Below are 16,655 nucleotides of genomic sequence, written 5' to 3' on the forward strand. Positions count from 1 at the left end.
GCCGAGCCCATGCTCGGCTTCCTGTTGCCGAAGAGCAGCCGAGCACGGGCTCGGCTCTACAGGTGGCGCATCAGAACCGGTAGCGCGCGCCCAGCGAAACGAACTGCCCGCGCAGGTTGTACTGGCTGATGTCGAAGCCGTTGGAGCCGCCGGCCGGGTCGAACGGCGGGTCCTTGTCGGTCAGGTTCAGCACCGACAGCGACAGCGTGGTGTTGGGAATGCCTTCGTACGCCACGTACAGGTCCAGCTGGTGATACGGCTTGACGCGGTCGCGCAGGCCCGGATTGCTGGTGGCCGTCGCCACGCGCTGGTCGTAGCCGCTCACGTACTGCAGGCTCAGCGTGCTGCTCCAGTCGCCCACCGCCCAGTTCAGCGAGGTGGTGCCGCGCGTACGCGGCAACGCGCCGTGGCGATTGTTGCCAGCCCCCTCATACGGCGCCTGACCGGCTACCAGCGGTTGCTTGAAGCTCAGCAGGTGGGTCCAGCTGCCGGCCACGGTGAAGGTGCCCCAGCCCTCGGTGCGGAAGGTGTGGTTGGCGTCCAGGTCCAGCCCGGAGGTGGTCAGTTCGCCCTGGTTGGCGTACTGGTTGGTGATGAACTGGATGCGCCCCTGCGCATCACGCTGTACACGGCCGGGGAACAGCGTCGGGTTGTCGACGATGAACTGCGCGCTGTCCGGCTTGACCAGGTTGTCCTGCTCGATGCGGTACCAGTCCAGGCCGATGCTGGTATCGCCATCCGGCGACCACACCGCGCCCACGTTGAAGTTGCGCGAGCGTTCGGCCTTCAGGTCCGGGTTGCCGGTGCGGATGTTGGTCACGCCACGGCTGCCACCGGGCTGCAGCGGATCCAGCGGATCGATCACCGAGCCGTAGCTGACGGTCTGGCCTGGCGCGATTTCCGGCAGCGAGGGGGCGCGGAAGCCGCGCGAGAACGAACCGCGCAGCAGCAGGCTGTCCAACGGCTGCCAGCGCAGCGCCAGCTTCGGCGAGAACGCCTTGCCGGAATCATCGTAGTGGTCGCCGCGACCAGCCACCTGCAGCTCAAGCGTGCGGTGCAGCGGCACGCTCAATTCGGCGTAGGCGGCGCTGACCTGGCGCTCGCCGTTGACCACGTTGATGGCCGGGCGCAGTTCGGTGCCCGACAGCACCTGTGCACTGGTGCGCGCATCCAGTGACTCCTTGCGGAACTCGGCACCCCAGGCGAAGCCGACCGCACCGGCCGGGAGGTCCCACAGCGAGGTCGAGGCCTTGACGTTCAACGCGTGCAGCTTGTACCAGCCTGGCCGCTTGGTCTGCAGGCGCAGTGCATCCAACGCGCCCGGCGTGCTGGACGGATTAAGGAAGTTGTAGCTGCCATCGCGCAGGATCTGTTCGAACGCGTAGCGGTTGACGAAATTGTCGACGTACTCGCGCTGCGCGCTCTGCGAGGTCAGCGCCGCCGCTTCCCAGTCCCAGCGCTCGCCACTGCCACGCACGCCGGCCAGGGCACGGTAGAACACCTGGGTGTTGTCCTTCAGGCGCGGGCCGAGGTCGAAGAAGGTGTACTCGAACGGCAGCGGCGTGCTGCCCGGGTTGTTCGGGTGGCCCACCGGCAGCACCGCCGGCACGTCGATAAGCGTGCCGGTGGCCGGGTTGTAGGCACGCAGGCCAGGGCCCACGGTGAGCGGCGCGCTGAAGATCTGGTCGGCCTTGTTGTGGCTGTACAGCACATCGGCGAAGGCTTCGACGCTGTCGTTGAAGCGGTAGGTCGCGCTCAACGACGCCTGCAGGCGCTCGGCGCCGGGCTGCAGGGTCTTGAACGGCTGCGCGTTGAAGGCGCAGGCCTGGCCGGGCAGGGTGCTGCCGAAATCGCTGTAGGGGCGCAGCTGGCTGCCCTCGGGGCAACTGGCGAACGGTTGCGGCGCGCGCGGGTTGGACAGCCAGTTGCCACCGGCAGTGGACCAGCCGGCCAGGCGGCCGCCGGGCCTGTCGCGGAAATCGCCGCTGCGGGTAAAGGCGCGCTGGTCTGCATCGAGCCGATCGCGCTTGAGCAGGTCCAGCCCGAACAGCACGTTCCAGCCCTGCTGTTCGAGGTCACCGAAGCCGGCCAGCAGGTTGGCCTTGCGTTCGTCCAGGCCGCCCTGGGTGGCGGTACCGAAGCCGCCGCCGACTTCCACGCCCTGGAAGTTCTTTCGCAGGATGATGTTGATGACGCCGGCGATGGCATCGGAGCCGTACACCGCCGAGGCACCGTCCTTCAGCACTTCGATGCGTTCCACCGCGCTGATCGGCAGCGCGTTTAGGTCGACGAAGGTGTCCTGCGTGTTGAGCGCGAAGCCGAAGTTGGACACGCGATAGCCGTTGACCAGCACCAGCGTGTTCTTCGGCGACAGGCCGCGCAGGCCGATCGATGCAGAACCGGCGGCGAAGCTGCCGGTGTACTGCTCGTCGAAACTGTTGCCGGCATTGGCCGACAGGTTGCGCAGCACGTCGGTGAGGGTGGAGCGACCGGTCTGCTCGATCTGTTCGCGGCTGACGATCTGCACCGGGTTCGGCCCGGCGGTGTCGCTGCGCTTGATGTTGGAGCCGGTCACCAGCACGGTGCCCAGGGTGGTGCTGTCCTTGCCGGCATCGGCGGTTTCAGCGGCGCCGGCAGCGCCGGCGGTGAGGCCCAGCGCGATCGCGCCGGCAAGCAGGTTCAGGGTGGTGCGGCACATGGAAGCGACAACGCCGAACGGGGGAGGAGCCGTCAGTACCGCATGCAGGCAAGTACGCCTTCCAATGACGAAAGCGCATTCATTTATGCATCACAGGTTCTTAACGAACCGACTCGGTGGGTGCGGACCGTTGGTCCGCACTCCTCCTGGGGGTCAGATCCCTTTCCAGCGGAAAGGGATCTGACCCCGGTTGTCCTACCCTCAAGGCCGCAGCAGCACCTTGCCATTGCGGCCAGAACCGGCGCCCGCCTTCGCCGCCTGGGCGATGTCGTCCAGCGCGAAGATCTTCTCCACCGGCAGGGTCAGTTCGCCGCCGGCCGCACGCTTCAGCAGCTCGCCGACCAGCCGGCGCTTGTCCTCCACCGCCATCGCCTGGCTGACTTTGCTGCCCCAGAAGCCCTTCACCGTGGCCTCCTTGTAGATCAGGCCACCGGCGGGAATGCGCATCGGCTCGCCGCTCATCACCCCGAACGACACCAGGGTGCCGTGGTGGCCAAGCAGGTCGACCAGGTCACCGCTGGCGTCGCCGCCGATGGAATCCACCGCGGCCGCGGCCTGTGCTTCGCCGGTCGCTTCACGCACGCGATCCTTCCAACCCTCCACCGAGGTGTCGAACACATGATCGATGCCCAGCGCCTGCAACTGCGCGACCGCATCGGCATTGCGCACCAGGTTGGCCACATGCACGCCACGCGCCCGCGCCAGCATCGCCAGCGACTTGCCCACCGCGCCGTTGGCGGTGTTCTGAACGATCCACTGGCCTGCTTCGACGTGCAGGAATTCCAGCAGCATCAGCGCGCTCAGCGGCATGGCGATCAGCTGCGCGGCCATTTCGTCGGGGATCGCCTCGGGCATCGGAATCACCATGCGTGCCGGTGCAATGAACGCTTCGGCCCAGGTGCCATGCACCGAGGCGGCGGCCACCCGCTGGCCGATCTGCAGGCCGTCGACGCCTTCGCCGAGTGCATCGACCACGCCCAATGCTTCACTGCCACCGATCGCCGGCAGTGTCGGCTTGTAGCCGTAGAGGCCGCGCACGGTCAGCAGGTCGTGATTGTGGATCGAGGCCAGCACGGTGCGGATGCGCACCTCGCCGGGGCCGGGCTCGGGGAGGGTGGCGTCGGCAATGGCGAGGACGTCGGCCGGGTTGCCGAAGGAAGGGTACTGGGCAGCGCGCATGGGCGGTGTTCCGCGGAAAGTTGATGTTGTACCGAACTGGGGACGCAGGCGCTGTCGACAAGGCGCCGCAGGTGCAACACGGCATCCTGCGACTGATCGTCGCGGCATGTCGTGATTGCCGCATCTTGTGTTGACGGTTCCGATTATCCCCACTATGTTGTGGTCGTCACTCCCGGTCAGCCGCCGCCGCCGGACACGCAGCAAACGTCCCGCGGCCCGCCCCTGAAGGCTTGCCGTGTCGACGCGGCCGCCATCGTGCGGACCCAGATCGCCCCCACGGCCCGGATACCGGCCGCAGGCGCAGGCTGTTGCCGACGATCTGGTGTTCCCGCGCTTTGGCATCCCACCCCGACCGCCCCGTGCGCCGGTATCGCGTGCAGGGCCGCCATGGCATCGACCGCCAACGCGCGTGCGAGCCTGGAGCTTCACCACCATGACCGACAGTACCTTCCGCGTGGCCGATCTGGCCGGCGCTGGCGACGCCTTGCGCGCCGGTGGCGAGCGCGTGCCGACCTGGGTCACCAAGGAGGCCGGCAACCGCCGCCTGCCATTCGACGCCGAGCGCCTGCAGCGCAGCATCGATGCGGTGCACGCCGAGTTCCCGCAGCTGGATGTGAGCGACTACCGCCGCGTGGTGCAGGCAATGGTCGAGCGCAAGCCCAGCATCAGCGCCGATGACCTTGTCGATCTGCTGATCCGCGAGGCCGAATCGCGCGTGGACCTCGTCGCGCCGGAGTGGGAGCAGTTTGCCGCGCGCATCTACCTGCGCCGCCTGTACAAGCGTGCCAGCCGCAACCGCTTCTACGATGTCGGCCTGAAGTACGGCTCCTACGTGGGCCTGCAGGAAAGCCTGGCTGACCGCGGCATCTACAGCAACGACATCCTGCGCTGCTACTCGAAGGAAGAACTGCAGCAGGCCGGCGGGATGATCGACCCGGAACGCGACCGCCTGTTCGCCTACAACGGCCTGTACCTGCTGGCCACGCGCTATCTGGCCAGCGACCGCAGCCGCGAGGTCTATGAGCTGCCGCAGGAGCGTTGGCTGACCATCGCGCTGTACCTCATGCAGGAAGAAAAGCCGCGCGAGCGGCGCATGCAGCTGGTCGGCGAGGCGTACTGGGCGCTGTCCAACCTGTACATGACGGTGGCCACGCCGACCCTGGCCAACGCCGGCAAGGTCGGGGGGCAACTGTCCAGCTGCTTCATCGACACGGTGGACGACAGCCTGCAGGGCATCTATGACTCCAATACCGACATCGCCCGCGTGTCCAAGCACGGCGGCGGCGTGGGTGCCTATCTGGGCTATGTGCGCAGCAGCGGCGCGCCGATACGGGGCGTGCCCAATTCCTCCGGCGGCGTGGTGCCGTGGATCAAGCAGCTCAACAACACCGCAGTTTCGGTCGACCAGCTTGGCCAGCGCAAGGGCGCGGTGGCGGTGTACCTGGACATCTGGCACCGCGACATCGAAGCCTTCATGGACCTGCGCCTCAACAACGGCGACCAGCGCCTGCGTGCGCATGATGTGTTCACCTCGGTGTGCGTGCCGGACCTGTTCATGGAAGCAGTCGAACGCCGTGCCGACTGGTACCTGTTCGACCCGCACGAGGTGAAGCAGGCCAAGGGCTGGTACCTGCAGGACTTCTACGACGAGAAGCGCGGCGCGGGCAGCTTCCGCGACCGCTACGCCGAACTGGTGGCCGACGAGCGCATCAGCCGGCGCACGGTGAAGGCGATCGATCTGTTCAAGCGGATCATGCTCAGCCAGCTGGAGACGGGCAACCCGTTCCTGTTCTACCGCGACGAGGTCAACCGCCGTAACCCGAACAAGCACGCCGGCATGATCTATTCCAGCAACCTGTGCACCGAGATCCTGCAGAACATGAGCCCGACGCGGATGATCCAGGAGATCGTCAGCGGCGACCAGATCGTCACCACACGCCGCGCCGGCGACTTCGTGGTCTGCAACCTGTCTTCGATCAACCTCGGCCGCGCGATCCGTGCGCCGGATGACCTGCTGGCCACCGATGTGCTGGAGCGCCTGATCCCGATCCAGGTGCGCATGCTGGACAACGTGATCGACCTCAACGCACTGCCGGTGCCGCAGGCCACGATCACCAACCGCAAGTACCGCGCCATCGGACTGGGCACGTTCGGTTGGCACCACCTGCTGGCGCAGCAGGCGATCCAGTGGGATTCACCGGATGCCGAACAACTGGCCGACCGCCTGTATGAGCGCATCAATTTCCTGACCATCCAGGCCAGCGCGCAACTGGCGAAGGAAAAGGGCAGCTATCCGATGTTCACCGGCAGCGATTGGCACAACGGGCGTTACTTCCGTGATCGCGACTACACTGGCGCCGCATGGGACAGCCTGGCGCGCGAGGTCGCCACGCACGGCCTGCGCAACGGCTGGCTGCTGGCGGTGGCGCCGAACATGAGCACCGCGCAGATTGCAGGTTCCACCGCATCGATCGACCCGATCTACAGCGCGTTCTACTACGAGGAAAAAAAGGACTTCCGGCGGCCGGTGGCAGCGCCGGGGTTGTCGCTGGAAACCTGGCCGTACTACGAGAAGGGGGCGTACAAGGTCGACCAGTTCGCCAGCGTGCGCCAGAACGCGCGTCGCCAGCGCCATGTTGATCAGTCGATCAGCTTCAACCTGTACGTGCCCAGCACGATCCGCGCCAGCACCCTGCTGGAGCTGCACCTGAGCGCCTGGCGTGAAGGCCTGAAGACCACGTACTACGTGCGCTCCAACGACATCGACATCAGCGAATGCGAGTGGTGCGCCAGCTGACCGCTGTAGCGCCGAGCCCACGCTCGGCTCCGACGCGAAGAGCAGCCGAGCATGGGCTCGGTTCTACATCTGCAACGCACGTAATACGAAGGTAGACGACCATGGCAACCCCCCTCGACCGCATCAAGATCCTCGAACCGCGCCATCCCAACCGCAGCACCGGCATCATCAACGGCCGCACCAGCGGGATCCTGAACTGGAATGACATCCCGTACCCGTCGTTCTATCGGGCCTACAAGGAGCTGTCGACCAACTTCTGGATCCCCGACGAGGTCGACATGAAGGCCGATGCGCGCCAGTACGGCGAGCTGTCCGGGCGCGAAAAGAACGCCTACGACTCGATCATCGGCCTGCTGGCCACGCTCGACTCACCGCAGACGCGCTTCATCTACAACGTGGCCGAGTACATCACCGACCCGGCGGCGCATGCCAATGCCGCGATCATCGGCCAGCAGGAAGTGATCCACAACGAGAGTTACAGCTATGTGCTGGCCTCGATCACCGACCTGCCGAACCAGAACCGCGTATTTGAACTGGCGCGCACCCATCCGACCATCATCAAGCGCAACGCGCCGATCATGGGCGCGTATGACGACTTCATGCGCGAGAAGACCGCCGAGACCCTGTTGAAGTCGTTGATCCAGTCCTCGATCCTGGAGGGCATCAACTTCTATTCCGGATTTGCGTACTTCTACAACATGGTGCGGCAGAACCGCATGACCGGCACCGGCAAGATCATCAGTTTCATCAACCGCGACGAACTGGCCCATACCAAGTTCATCAGCGAGCTGATCCGCGCCATCATCGGCGAGAACCCGGAGCTGCAGACCAACGAGCTGACCGCCTATGTGCACCAGGCGTTCGAGCACGCCATCGAACTGGAAACCCAGTGGTCATCGGAAGTACTGGACGGCATCGATGGCATCGATGTGGAGGAAATGACGCGCTACGTGAAGTACCGCGCCAACAAGATGGCCGGCATGCTCGGCATCGAGCGCCTGTACAGCGACACCACCGACAACGTGATGCCGTGGATCAAGGCCTACGCTGACAACTTCACCGAGACCAAGACCGACTTCTTCGAGATGCGCAATGCAAGTTACAAGAAGACCAACGTCGACAACGGCTTCGACGACCTCTGAGTCCGGCACGGCGCTGAGCATCCTGCTGGTGGTGGCCTCACTGAGCGGCAACACCCGCGAGCTTGGCCGGCAGATTGCCGAGCGTTGCCGCGCTGCAGGCCATGCCGTGCACTGGCAGGAGGCCGACGACCTGCAGCAGGCGCCGTCCCTGGCGGCCGACGAGGCCGACCTGGTGCTGCTGGGCTGCTGGACCGACAACGCCGGCCGCACGCCTTCGGAGATGAAGGCATGGGTGGCTGGCATCGCCGAGCGCGGCGAGCGGCCGCGGCAGCTGGCTGTGTTCGGTACCGGCGAGACACAGTGGGGGCAGGAGTACTACTGCGGTGCTGTGCACCGGCTGATCCGCTACTTCCACAGCGACTATCCGCCGCTGGAGATCGAACAGATGCCGCATGGCGAGCGCCATGCCGCGGCCATCGAGGCTTGGACCGATGCGGTCCTGGCCCATTACTGGAGCAACAGCGATGCAGATCATCGACGCCACCACGCCTGAGCAGTTCCAGCAGCTGCTGGCCGAACACCCGCGCGTACTGGTGGACTTCCACAAGGACCAGTGCCCGGGGTGCCGGATGCTGGAGATGTCGCTGCACCGGGTGGCCAACAGCGTCGCGGGGCAGGGCACCACGCTGCTGCGCGTGCAGCTGGAGGTGCTGGGCGAGGCGTTCTTCAGGGAACTGGGGCTGCGGCAGACGCCGACGCTCTCGCTGTTCCGTGACGGGGACGAACGTACCCGCCTGGCAGGGTTCCAGTCGCCGCAGCAGATCGAGGCCGCGATTGCGTTGCATCTGTAGCATGGAGATGGCGGGGTCGGAACCCCTTGCCTGCGGCAGGGAGTCCGACCCCAGGGATGCGGTTTACGCCCCGGCGAAGGTGTCCACCAGCAGCTTCACGTTCAACACCACGATCACCAGCGCGATCACCCAGGCGATCGCGCCCAGCCAGCGCGGTGCGACCAGCGCGCCCATCGTCACCTTGTCGGTCACGATCCGTACCAGCGGGATGATCGCGAACGGCAACTGCATCGACAGCACCACCTGGCTCAGCACCAGCAGCTTCACCGCGCCCTGGTCGCCGAACAGCAGGATCACCACCACCACCGGGATGATGGCCAGCGCACGCGTGATCAGCCGACGCAGCCACGGCGGCATTCGCAGGTGCAGGAAGCCTTCCATCACGATCTGGCCGGCCAGCGTGGCGGTCACCGTCGAATTCAGGCCCGAGGCCAGCAGGGCCACCGCGAACAACGTCGCCGCCGCGCCCACACCCAGCATCGGTGCCAACAGCTGGTGCGCCTGCTCGATGTCTTCCACATCAAATCGGCCATTGGCATGGAACACCGCCGCCGCCAGGATCAGGATGCTGGCGTTGATGAACAGCGCCAGGGTCAGCGCGAGGGTGCTGTCGGTCACCGCCCAGCGCAGCGCACTGCGGCGGCCTTCATCGGTACGTGGGTAGGCGCGGGTCTGCACGATGGACGAATGCAGGTACAGGTTGTGCGGCATCACGGTGGCACCAATGATGCCGATCGCGATGTACAGCGCGTGCGGATCGGTCACCACCTGCGCGCGCGGAATGAAGCCGCCCAGCACCGCCATCACCGGCGGCGCAGCCATCGCGATCTGCACCACGAAGCAGGCGAAGATCACCATCAGCAGCGCGATCACGAACGCTTCCAGCGCACGGAAGCCGCGGTTCATCAGCAGCAGCACCAGCAGCGTGTCCAGCGCGGTGATCACCGCACCCCACAGCAGTGGCAGATCGAACAGCAGTTTCAGTGCGATGGCGGTGCCGATCACCTCGGCCAGGTCGCAGGCGATGATCGCCGCCTCGCACAGCGCCCACAGCGCCAGGTTCACCGGCTTGGGGTAACGCGCGCGGCAGGCCTGCGCCAGGTCCATGCCGGTGGCGATGCCGAGCCGCGCCGACAGCGCCTGCAGGATCACCGCCATCAGGTTGGAGACGAGGATGACCGACAGCAGCAGGTAGCCGAAGCGCGAACCGCCGGCGAGGTCAGTGGCCCAGTTGCCAGGGTCCATGTAGCCGACCGAGATCATGTAGCCCGGGCCGAGGAAGGCCAGCAGGCGGAACCACCAATGGCCCTTGTCGGGCACCGCGACCGAGGCGTTGAGCGCACCCAGGCTGGCCGGAGTGGAGGCCGAAGGGTCGCGGGGCGCCAGGGTGTTCATGGGTCCGAATATAGCTCCTGCTATAGTCATTAGCAATGTGAAACAATCGTCTTTGTCGTGTGACTGGTCCAGAATTCAGGTTCAACACCGGATTGCACCGGAAGGACAGGCGCAGGCGTGGGCAAGACCGACGATTCGACATCGCTGAAAAGCACCCCCTTGATCGAGGCCGAGCGCCAGGTCGAGAGCTTCCGGCAAGTGCGCGAGGCGCACCGGATGGAACTGGTGGAGGACTATGTCGAGCTGATTTCGGACCTGCTGGCCGACGGCGGCGAGGCCCGCCAGGTCGACATCGCCACCCGACTGGGCGTGGCCCAGCCCACCGTGGCGAAGATGCTGCGGCGCCTGGCCCGTGATGGCTGGGTGGTACAGCGGCCGTACCGTGGCGTGTTCCTGACCCCGGAAGGCGAGGCGCTGGCCCACGCCAGCCGCCAGCGCCACCAGACCGTGGAGCGTTTCCTGCTGGCGCTGGGCGTGGACGCGGATACCGCGCGGCGCGATGCCGAGGGCATCGAGCACCATGTGAGCGAGCAGACGCTGGCCTTGTTCGAAGCCTTCGTGCGCAAGGCCGAGGGCGAGGCGCCGTAACGGTAGCACCGGGCCATGGCCTCCGGCCGTTCGCGCGATCCCGGTTTTTGTAGAGCCGAGCCATGCTCGGCTGCCGTTCGCACGGTGATCGAATGCGTCGAGCGTGGCTCGACTCTACAGATCGGGCGGGCAGCGCGCCTGCTGCTGCGCACACGCCCGTTTCATCCATTCCTTCAACACCGGCTGCAGGCCTTCATAGCGCCGGCCTTGCCAGCCGTTGGCCAGCACCGTGCCGTCGGCATCGATCAGTACCAGGTTCGGCGGTGCCAGCCCGGCCAATGCCTGCAGCGCCGGCATGCGCGCGGCGCGGCGCGGGTCCAGCACCGGCCACGGCATGTCCTGCGCGTGCATGTAGCGGCGCAGCGCGCTCTCGCTCTCATCCAGGCTGACGTACACCACTTCGGTATCGGCGCCGGCTTCGCGCAATGCGTCGCGCACGCTGCGCAGCGTGGGGACGAACGCATGGCACGGTGCGCACCAGTCGGCACCGAAGTACAGCGCGACCAGCTTCGGCGGCGGCGACCACTGCATCGGCCGCAGCGAGCGCTGCTCCGGCCGCATCAACGAGGCCGAGACCTGCGCGTGCAGGTCCGCAGCCACCGTCGGTGCGGCCGGCAGCACGGCACAGGCCAGCACCAACGCTCGCAGCGCTTCAGAACGCATAGCGCAGGTTGACATACCACGAGCGCGCGAAGCGTGGCCCGTAGACATAGTCGCTGTCACGCAGTGCGCCCACTTCCAGATCCTTCTGGCTCTGATCGAACACGTTCTTGACGCCCGCGGCTACCGACACTTCCTGCTGCGCCTGTGCGCCCAGGTGACGGTGCCAGCGCGCCCCGAGATCGGTGACCAGGAACGAACGCGTGCGGTGCAGTTCGCCCAACCGGTTGTTCAGTACCGGCATCGGCCCGGTATGGCGCAGCGCGACGAAGGTCTCCCACGGTTCGGCCGGCATCCAGCTGAGCTGGGCCAGGCCGGTCCAGCGCGGAGTCTTCAGGTAGTCGCGGCTTTCGATCACGGTGTCGCCACCGTCGCCGCTGTCGTCGAAGATGCGCTGCGGCTCGCGGAAGCGCGAGCGGTACCACGAGGCGCCGGCGGTCAGGCGCCACTGCGGCGACGGCTGCCAGCCGAGGTTGGTTTCCGCACCCAGCACGTCCGAGCCGGAGGCGTTGTAACGCAGCTGGCTCAGCTGGCCGTCATCGCTGCGCTGGATCTCGCCCAGCGCGAAGGTATCGCGGATGCGTGCATAGGAGGCGGTAGCATCCCAGCTCCACACCGGATTGGCCGGGTCCGAGCGCCAGTCGAAGCCGAACAGGGTGGTCAACGCGCGCTCCTCCTTCAGGCCATCGGTATTGCGCACGCGCACCTGCTCGCCGCCGAGCGTATCGACGTGCACATCCTCAACGAAGATCTCCGGAGCACGGAAGCCGGTGGCAATGCCCGCCCGCCATTTCAGGTTCGGTGTAGCCTGCCAGGCCAGCGCGATGCGCGGCGAGAACACCGCGCTGTCCAGTTCCGAGCTCTTGTCCACGCGTGCACCCAGCACCAGGTCGACGTTGTCGCGCAGGCTCCATTCGTCCTGGATGAACGCGCCCAGGTTGTGGAAGGTCGCATCCTCCAGCACCGCAAGACGCTGCCCGTCACCGGTGCGGTTGTCGTCGCGCAGCGCCTCGTGCTTGTACTGCACGCCGAAGGCCAGCGCATGCGCGCCCAGCCGCCAGTTCAACTGGCTGTCGATGTAGTGCAGCGGGTTGTGGGTGCGGCCGTACTGGCGCCACGAACGCGAGGCCGCGCTGCCGGCCACGTTGCGGTCCGGCTGCGACGGGTCATAGCCGGGTGCGGACGGATCGGTGACTACGTCGCCGAGACCGCCGTAGAAGCTGTCGCGGTCGATGTCGGCGAAGGCGTAGGCCAGGCGGAAATCGACGTCGGCAGTGATCTCCTGGTCCCACGACACACTGCCGCGCCGGTATTTCGTATCCAGCGATTCGGCGATGTTGGCCAGGTATTCGGGCTGGTCCAGGCGGTTGCCGCCGCGGCGGGTTTCATCGGTCACCTGCAGGTCCAGGCGCAGCCGCGTGCCCGGCGTGGGCGCGTACCAGGCCTGCAGCCCGCCGACCTTGAGGTTCTTGCGGGTGATCTCGGTGTAGCCGTCACCGTTGTAGTCGATGCCGTTGTTCCAGTTGCGCTGGGCAATCACGGACAGGCCGGCGTCTGCGTCCCTGGCCACCAGGTCCAGCCGCAGGTCGGCGTTCTTCTGCGGCGTACCTTTCAGGACATCCACGCCGGCCTGCACATGGCCACCACTGCGCGCCGGCAGCGGCGGAATCAGGTTGATCACACCGGCAACCGCACCCGGGCCGTACAGCGCCGAGCCACCGCCCTTGACCACTTCGATGCGGTCGACGAACCCGGCCGGGATCTGTTCCAGGCCGTACACGCTGCCCAGCGTGGACAGCAGCGGGATGCCATCGAACAGCAGCTGGTTGTAGGCACCGGGCAGGCCCAGCAGCCGCACTTCGCTGGTGTTGCAGTTCTGGCAGTTGCTCTCCACGCGCAGGCCGTTGATCAGCTCGGCGGCGCGCGAGAAGTCGGTGGCCGCGCGCAGCGCGATGTCTTCCTTGCGCAGCACCTCGGTGCGGATCGGCACGTCCGACAGCAGGCGTTCGCTGCGCGTGGCGGTGCTCACCTTGACCTGCACACGGTCCAGTTCGGTCGGTTTCGGAGTGGCGGCCAGTGCAGCCAGCGGCAGGGTCAGGGCAATGGCGGCGGCCAGGGGCAGCCGATCGAAGAGGGGCGTGGCAACGGGCATGAGGGCGTCGTCCTTGGGGGAAAGAAAGGCGGCGAGGGCGACCTGGCTGACGCATATGAAAGCAGTGGCTTATCAATATAGCAAGTGCTATATAATGACGCCGCAGTCATTCCGAGCGGAACGCCGATCGAGCCAGATCATGGCGGTGTTATAACATTACATTTGGCGGCCACAACCCTGCCTGTGGTCATGCACGGAGGTTGGTGTCGCTGTGTGGTTGGGGTCAGAGCCCTTTCCCCTGGAAAGGGATCCGACCCCGGGGGCGATCGTCAGCCGCGGCGGAACGCGGCGGGCGTGCGGGCGCCGACGATGATCATGCGGATCATCGTGGAGATCTCTTCGATCAGCTCCGGGTCCTTCTCCGGCGGCAGGTCCATGGCGGTGGCACCCATCGCGAACACCAGCCGGGTGATGGCCTTGGCCACCAGTTCCGGGGCATGCAGCACGGCGCCGTCCAGCGCGGCCAGGCGCACCAGGTCGTGCTGCAGCTCTTCCTCGAAATAGTGCAGCTCACGTTCGACCGCGTGCTTGAAGTCGTCCGAACCCACCGCGCCTTCGCGCAGCAGTACGTGCAGCAGCTTGTCGTCGGCGCGCAGCTGTTCCATGAAGGTCTCCACCGAAACCCGCACCACGCTGGTGGCGGTGGAGGTGGCGCGCTGGCGGGCCTCGCCGATGATGGTCCGCAGCGAACGGCCGGCGGCGTCGATCAGCGCCACGGCCAGTTCGTCCATGTCGCGGAACTGCCGGTAGAAGCTGTTCGGCGCGATGCCGGCCTCACGTGCCACTTCGCGCAGGCTGAGCGTGGACAGGCTGCGGTGCGGCCCGATCAGTTTCAGGGCGGCGGCCAGCAGGTCCTCGCGGCTCACCGTACGGCGGGCCGGGCTGTTGGCATCTTCAGGCGTCGACAAGGCGGTGGCGGCGGCCATGGGGGTTCCGGTGGGGCGAGGCTGAATCATACCCAATCCGGTTCAATATACACATGTATACACAGGTGTATGTGCGCCCGTATAGTTCGCCCATGAGCGCTGTCGTCCGTCCGTCCCTGTTCTCTCCGTACCGCTGGGTCTCGCCGTCGCTGTTCGATTTCTGGGCGGGCCAGCTCAATCCCCTGTGGACCCTGCGCGAGCCGGTGGCCCGCCTGGTCCGGCGAGAGCCGGCCGGCGAGGGCGCGGCGACCCTGGTCCTGCGCACCAACCGGCACTGGGCCGGCATGCGCGCCGGCCAGCACGTCACCCTGGGCGTGGAGATTGAAGGGCGCCTGTGGCAGCGCAGCTACAGCCCCACCGCACTGGGTCGGCGCGAGCTGGCGATCACCGTCAAGGCGATCGACGGCGGCCTCGTCAGCCAGCACCTGGTCAACCACGCGCAGCCGGGCGAACTGTTCCGCCTCGATGCCGCCTTCGGCGAGTTCCACATGCCGGCTGCGGCGCCGGTGTTGCTGCTGGCTGCCGGCAGTGGCATCACGCCGATGCGCAGCCTGTTGCGCGACGCCTGCCAGCGCCCGCTGGCAGCGCCGGTGGACCTGTTCTACTGGGAACGCAGCGCCGCCCACCTGCAGTTCCGTGATGAGCTGCAGACGTTGGCCGCCAGCCAGCCGAACCTGCGTGTGCATCTGCTGACCACCCGCGAAGGGGATGTGCCCGCCGCACGTATCGATGCCCACGACCTGCAGGTGGCGGGCGATGACACCCCGTTGGCGCAGCGCCATGTGCTGGCCTGCGGCCCGGACGGCTTCGTTGCCGCCGCCCGCGAACGCCTGGCGCACCAGGTTGCCGGTTTCCAGGCGGAAGCGTTCACTCCTCCCGCACCGCTGCGTGACGCCAGCGGTGAAGGGGAGGTCGTGCTGACGCTGGCGCGCAGTGGCCGCCAGCTGAGCGTGCCGCGTGGCAGCTCGTTGCTGGAAAGCTTGGAAGCCCATGGCATCAAGCCCAGGCATGGCTGCCGCATGGGCATCTGCAACACCTGCAGCTGTGACCGCGTCAGTGGCGCCACCCGCCACCTGCGCACCGGCGACCTGCAGTCCGAATCGGCGCAGCCGGTACGGATCTGCGTGAGCGCACCGACCACCGACCTGACCCTGGATCTCTGAGGACGCCTGCCATGACCCGCGCTACCGACCGTGCCCTGAGTACTGCCGAGATGCATGCCTTCGGTGAGGAACTCGACGCGATCCGCGACCGTGTGATCGGCAGCCTCGGCGCCTCCGATACCCGCTACATCCGCCGCGTGGCCGCCGCCGTGCGCTGGTTTGGCGTGGGGGGCCGTGGCCTGCTGTTCCTGGCGGCGTTCTCGCCACTGTTCTGGATGCCGCTGCTGTGGCCGGCCGCGATCACCGGCACGCTGCTGCTGGCGCTGTCGAAGATCCTGGAGAACATGGAGCTGGGCCACAACGTCATGCACGGCCAGTTCGACTGGACCGGCGACCCCAAGCTCAACGGCAATACCTATGAGTGGGACATCGTTGCCACTGCCGACAACTGGCGCAAGACCCACAATTTCCGCCACCACACCTATACCAACGTGCGTGGCATGGACGATGACATCGGTTATGGCCTGCTGCGCATCTTCCCGGAGCAGCGCTGGAAGCCGTTCTACCTGCTGCAGCCGATCATCGCGCCGATCTTCGCGCTGCTGTTCCAGTGGGGCGTGGCCGCGCAGGACCTGCGCCTGGGCCGCTGGCTGAAGGGCCGTATCAGCGGCCGTGCGATGTGGCTGCAGACCCGCCCGGTGGCGCGGAAAATGGCCCGCCAGGTGCTGAAGGACTACGTGTTCTTCCCGCTGCTGGCCGGCCCGTTCTTCCTCACCGTGATGCTGGGCAACATGGTGGCCAACGGACTGCGCAACATCTGGACCTACGTGATCATCTTCTGCGGCCACTTCACCGCCGAATCGGAAACCTTCCCGAAGGAATGCCTGCGCAATGAATCGCGCGGCCACTGGTACCTGCGCCAGTTGCGCGGTTCATCCAACATCAGCGGCGGCTTCCTGATCAACGTGCTGTCGGGCAACCTCAGCCACCAGATCGAGCATCACTTCTATCCGGACCTGCCGGCCAACCGCTATGCGGCCATTGCCAAGGAAGTGAAGGACATCTGCCGTCGCTACGGCCAGCACTACAACAACGGCTCGCTGCCGCGCCAGTTCGGCCAGGTGGTCTGGCGCATCCTGCGCCACGCGTTCCCGAGCAAGCCGCGCCGCCTGCCGATGTCGGACATCATGTCCGCACCGGCATCGGCCAACGCGGGCTGATCAA

General features: G+C 66.6%; 13 protein-coding genes. 7 read left to right on the forward strand and 6 right to left on the reverse strand.

Annotation, left to right across the window (positions count from 1 at the left end; genetic code table 11):
* Positions 1-70: 70 nt before the first annotated feature.
* Both E5790_RS18605 and E5790_RS18610 read right to left on the reverse strand, forming a co-directional pair.
* Positions 71-2,698, reverse strand: coding sequence for a TonB-dependent receptor (locus E5790_RS18605; protein ID WP_111205560.1), 2,628 nt, complete (start codon positions 2,696-2,698; stop codon positions 71-73).
* 201 nt (positions 2,699-2,899) lie between these two features.
* Entirely contained in the window at positions 2,900-3,877 is a 978-nt protein-coding gene (locus E5790_RS18610) for a zinc-binding dehydrogenase (RefSeq protein ID WP_111205559.1), read from the reverse strand.
* Between the two features lie 433 nt (positions 3,878-4,310).
* Here E5790_RS18610 and E5790_RS18615 point away from each other — a divergent pair, with 433 nt between their 5' ends.
* From E5790_RS18615 to E5790_RS18630, 4 genes are all read left to right on the forward strand, one after another.
* Positions 4,311-6,674, forward strand: a complete 2,364-nt coding sequence (locus tag E5790_RS18615; protein ID WP_111205558.1) for a ribonucleoside-diphosphate reductase subunit alpha — start codon at positions 4,311-4,313, stop codon at positions 6,672-6,674.
* Positions 6,675-6,775: 101 nt separating this feature from the next.
* Positions 6,776-7,816: a ribonucleotide-diphosphate reductase subunit beta gene (locus E5790_RS18620; RefSeq protein WP_008267116.1), complete on the forward strand. Its 1,041-nt coding sequence runs from the start codon at positions 6,776-6,778 to the stop codon at positions 7,814-7,816.
* Between the two features lie 13 nt (positions 7,817-7,829).
* Positions 7,830-8,309 (forward strand): flavodoxin, encoded by a 480-nt coding sequence (locus E5790_RS18625; protein WP_041864216.1) that lies wholly within the window; start codon positions 7,830-7,832, stop codon positions 8,307-8,309.
* Complete coding sequence (locus tag E5790_RS18630) at positions 8,281-8,607, forward strand: thioredoxin family protein (RefSeq protein WP_005409967.1); 327 nt, start codon at positions 8,281-8,283, stop codon at positions 8,605-8,607. The genes E5790_RS18625 and E5790_RS18630 overlap by 29 nt, the downstream gene beginning before the upstream one ends.
* A 63-nt stretch (positions 8,608-8,670) precedes the next feature.
* Here the strand turns inward: E5790_RS18630 and E5790_RS18635 are convergent, their stop codons facing one another.
* Positions 8,671-10,002, reverse strand: coding sequence for an Nramp family divalent metal transporter (locus E5790_RS18635; protein WP_049440868.1), 1,332 nt, complete (start codon positions 10,000-10,002; stop codon positions 8,671-8,673).
* Between the two features lie 117 nt (positions 10,003-10,119).
* Here E5790_RS18635 and mntR point away from each other — a divergent pair, with 117 nt between their 5' ends.
* Positions 10,120-10,590, forward strand: coding sequence for a manganese-binding transcriptional regulator MntR (gene mntR / locus E5790_RS18640; RefSeq protein ID WP_014647435.1), 471 nt, complete (start codon positions 10,120-10,122; stop codon positions 10,588-10,590).
* Between the two features lie 114 nt (positions 10,591-10,704).
* Here mntR and E5790_RS18645 read toward each other — a convergent pair whose 3' ends face one another.
* From E5790_RS18645 to fabR, 3 genes are all read right to left on the reverse strand, one after another.
* Positions 10,705-11,253, reverse strand: a complete 549-nt coding sequence (locus tag E5790_RS18645) for a thioredoxin-like domain-containing protein (RefSeq protein ID WP_041863553.1) — start codon at positions 11,251-11,253, stop codon at positions 10,705-10,707.
* Positions 11,243-13,402, reverse strand: coding sequence for a TonB-dependent receptor (locus tag E5790_RS18650; RefSeq protein ID WP_111205557.1), 2,160 nt, complete (start codon positions 13,400-13,402; stop codon positions 11,243-11,245). The genes E5790_RS18645 and E5790_RS18650 overlap by 11 nt, the downstream gene beginning before the upstream one ends.
* 269 nt (positions 13,403-13,671) lie before the next feature.
* Positions 13,672-14,328, reverse strand: a complete 657-nt coding sequence (gene fabR, locus E5790_RS18655) for an HTH-type transcriptional repressor FabR (protein ID WP_014647432.1) — start codon at positions 14,326-14,328, stop codon at positions 13,672-13,674.
* 92 nt (positions 14,329-14,420) lie between these two features.
* Here fabR and E5790_RS18660 point away from each other — a divergent pair, with 92 nt between their 5' ends.
* Together E5790_RS18660 and E5790_RS18665 are read left to right on the forward strand one after the other, a co-directional pair.
* On the forward strand, positions 14,421-15,491 hold the full coding sequence (locus E5790_RS18660; protein ID WP_049440862.1) for a ferredoxin reductase: 1,071 nt from the start codon (positions 14,421-14,423) through the stop codon (positions 15,489-15,491).
* 11 nt (positions 15,492-15,502) lie between these two features.
* Positions 15,503-16,651, forward strand: coding sequence for an acyl-CoA desaturase (locus E5790_RS18665; protein WP_014647430.1), 1,149 nt, complete (start codon positions 15,503-15,505; stop codon positions 16,649-16,651).
* The last annotated feature ends 4 nt before the right edge of the window (positions 16,652-16,655 follow it).

This window comes from Stenotrophomonas sp. PAMC25021 (assembly GCF_004795795.1).
Lineage (GTDB): Bacteria > Pseudomonadota > Gammaproteobacteria > Xanthomonadales > Xanthomonadaceae > Stenotrophomonas > Stenotrophomonas muris.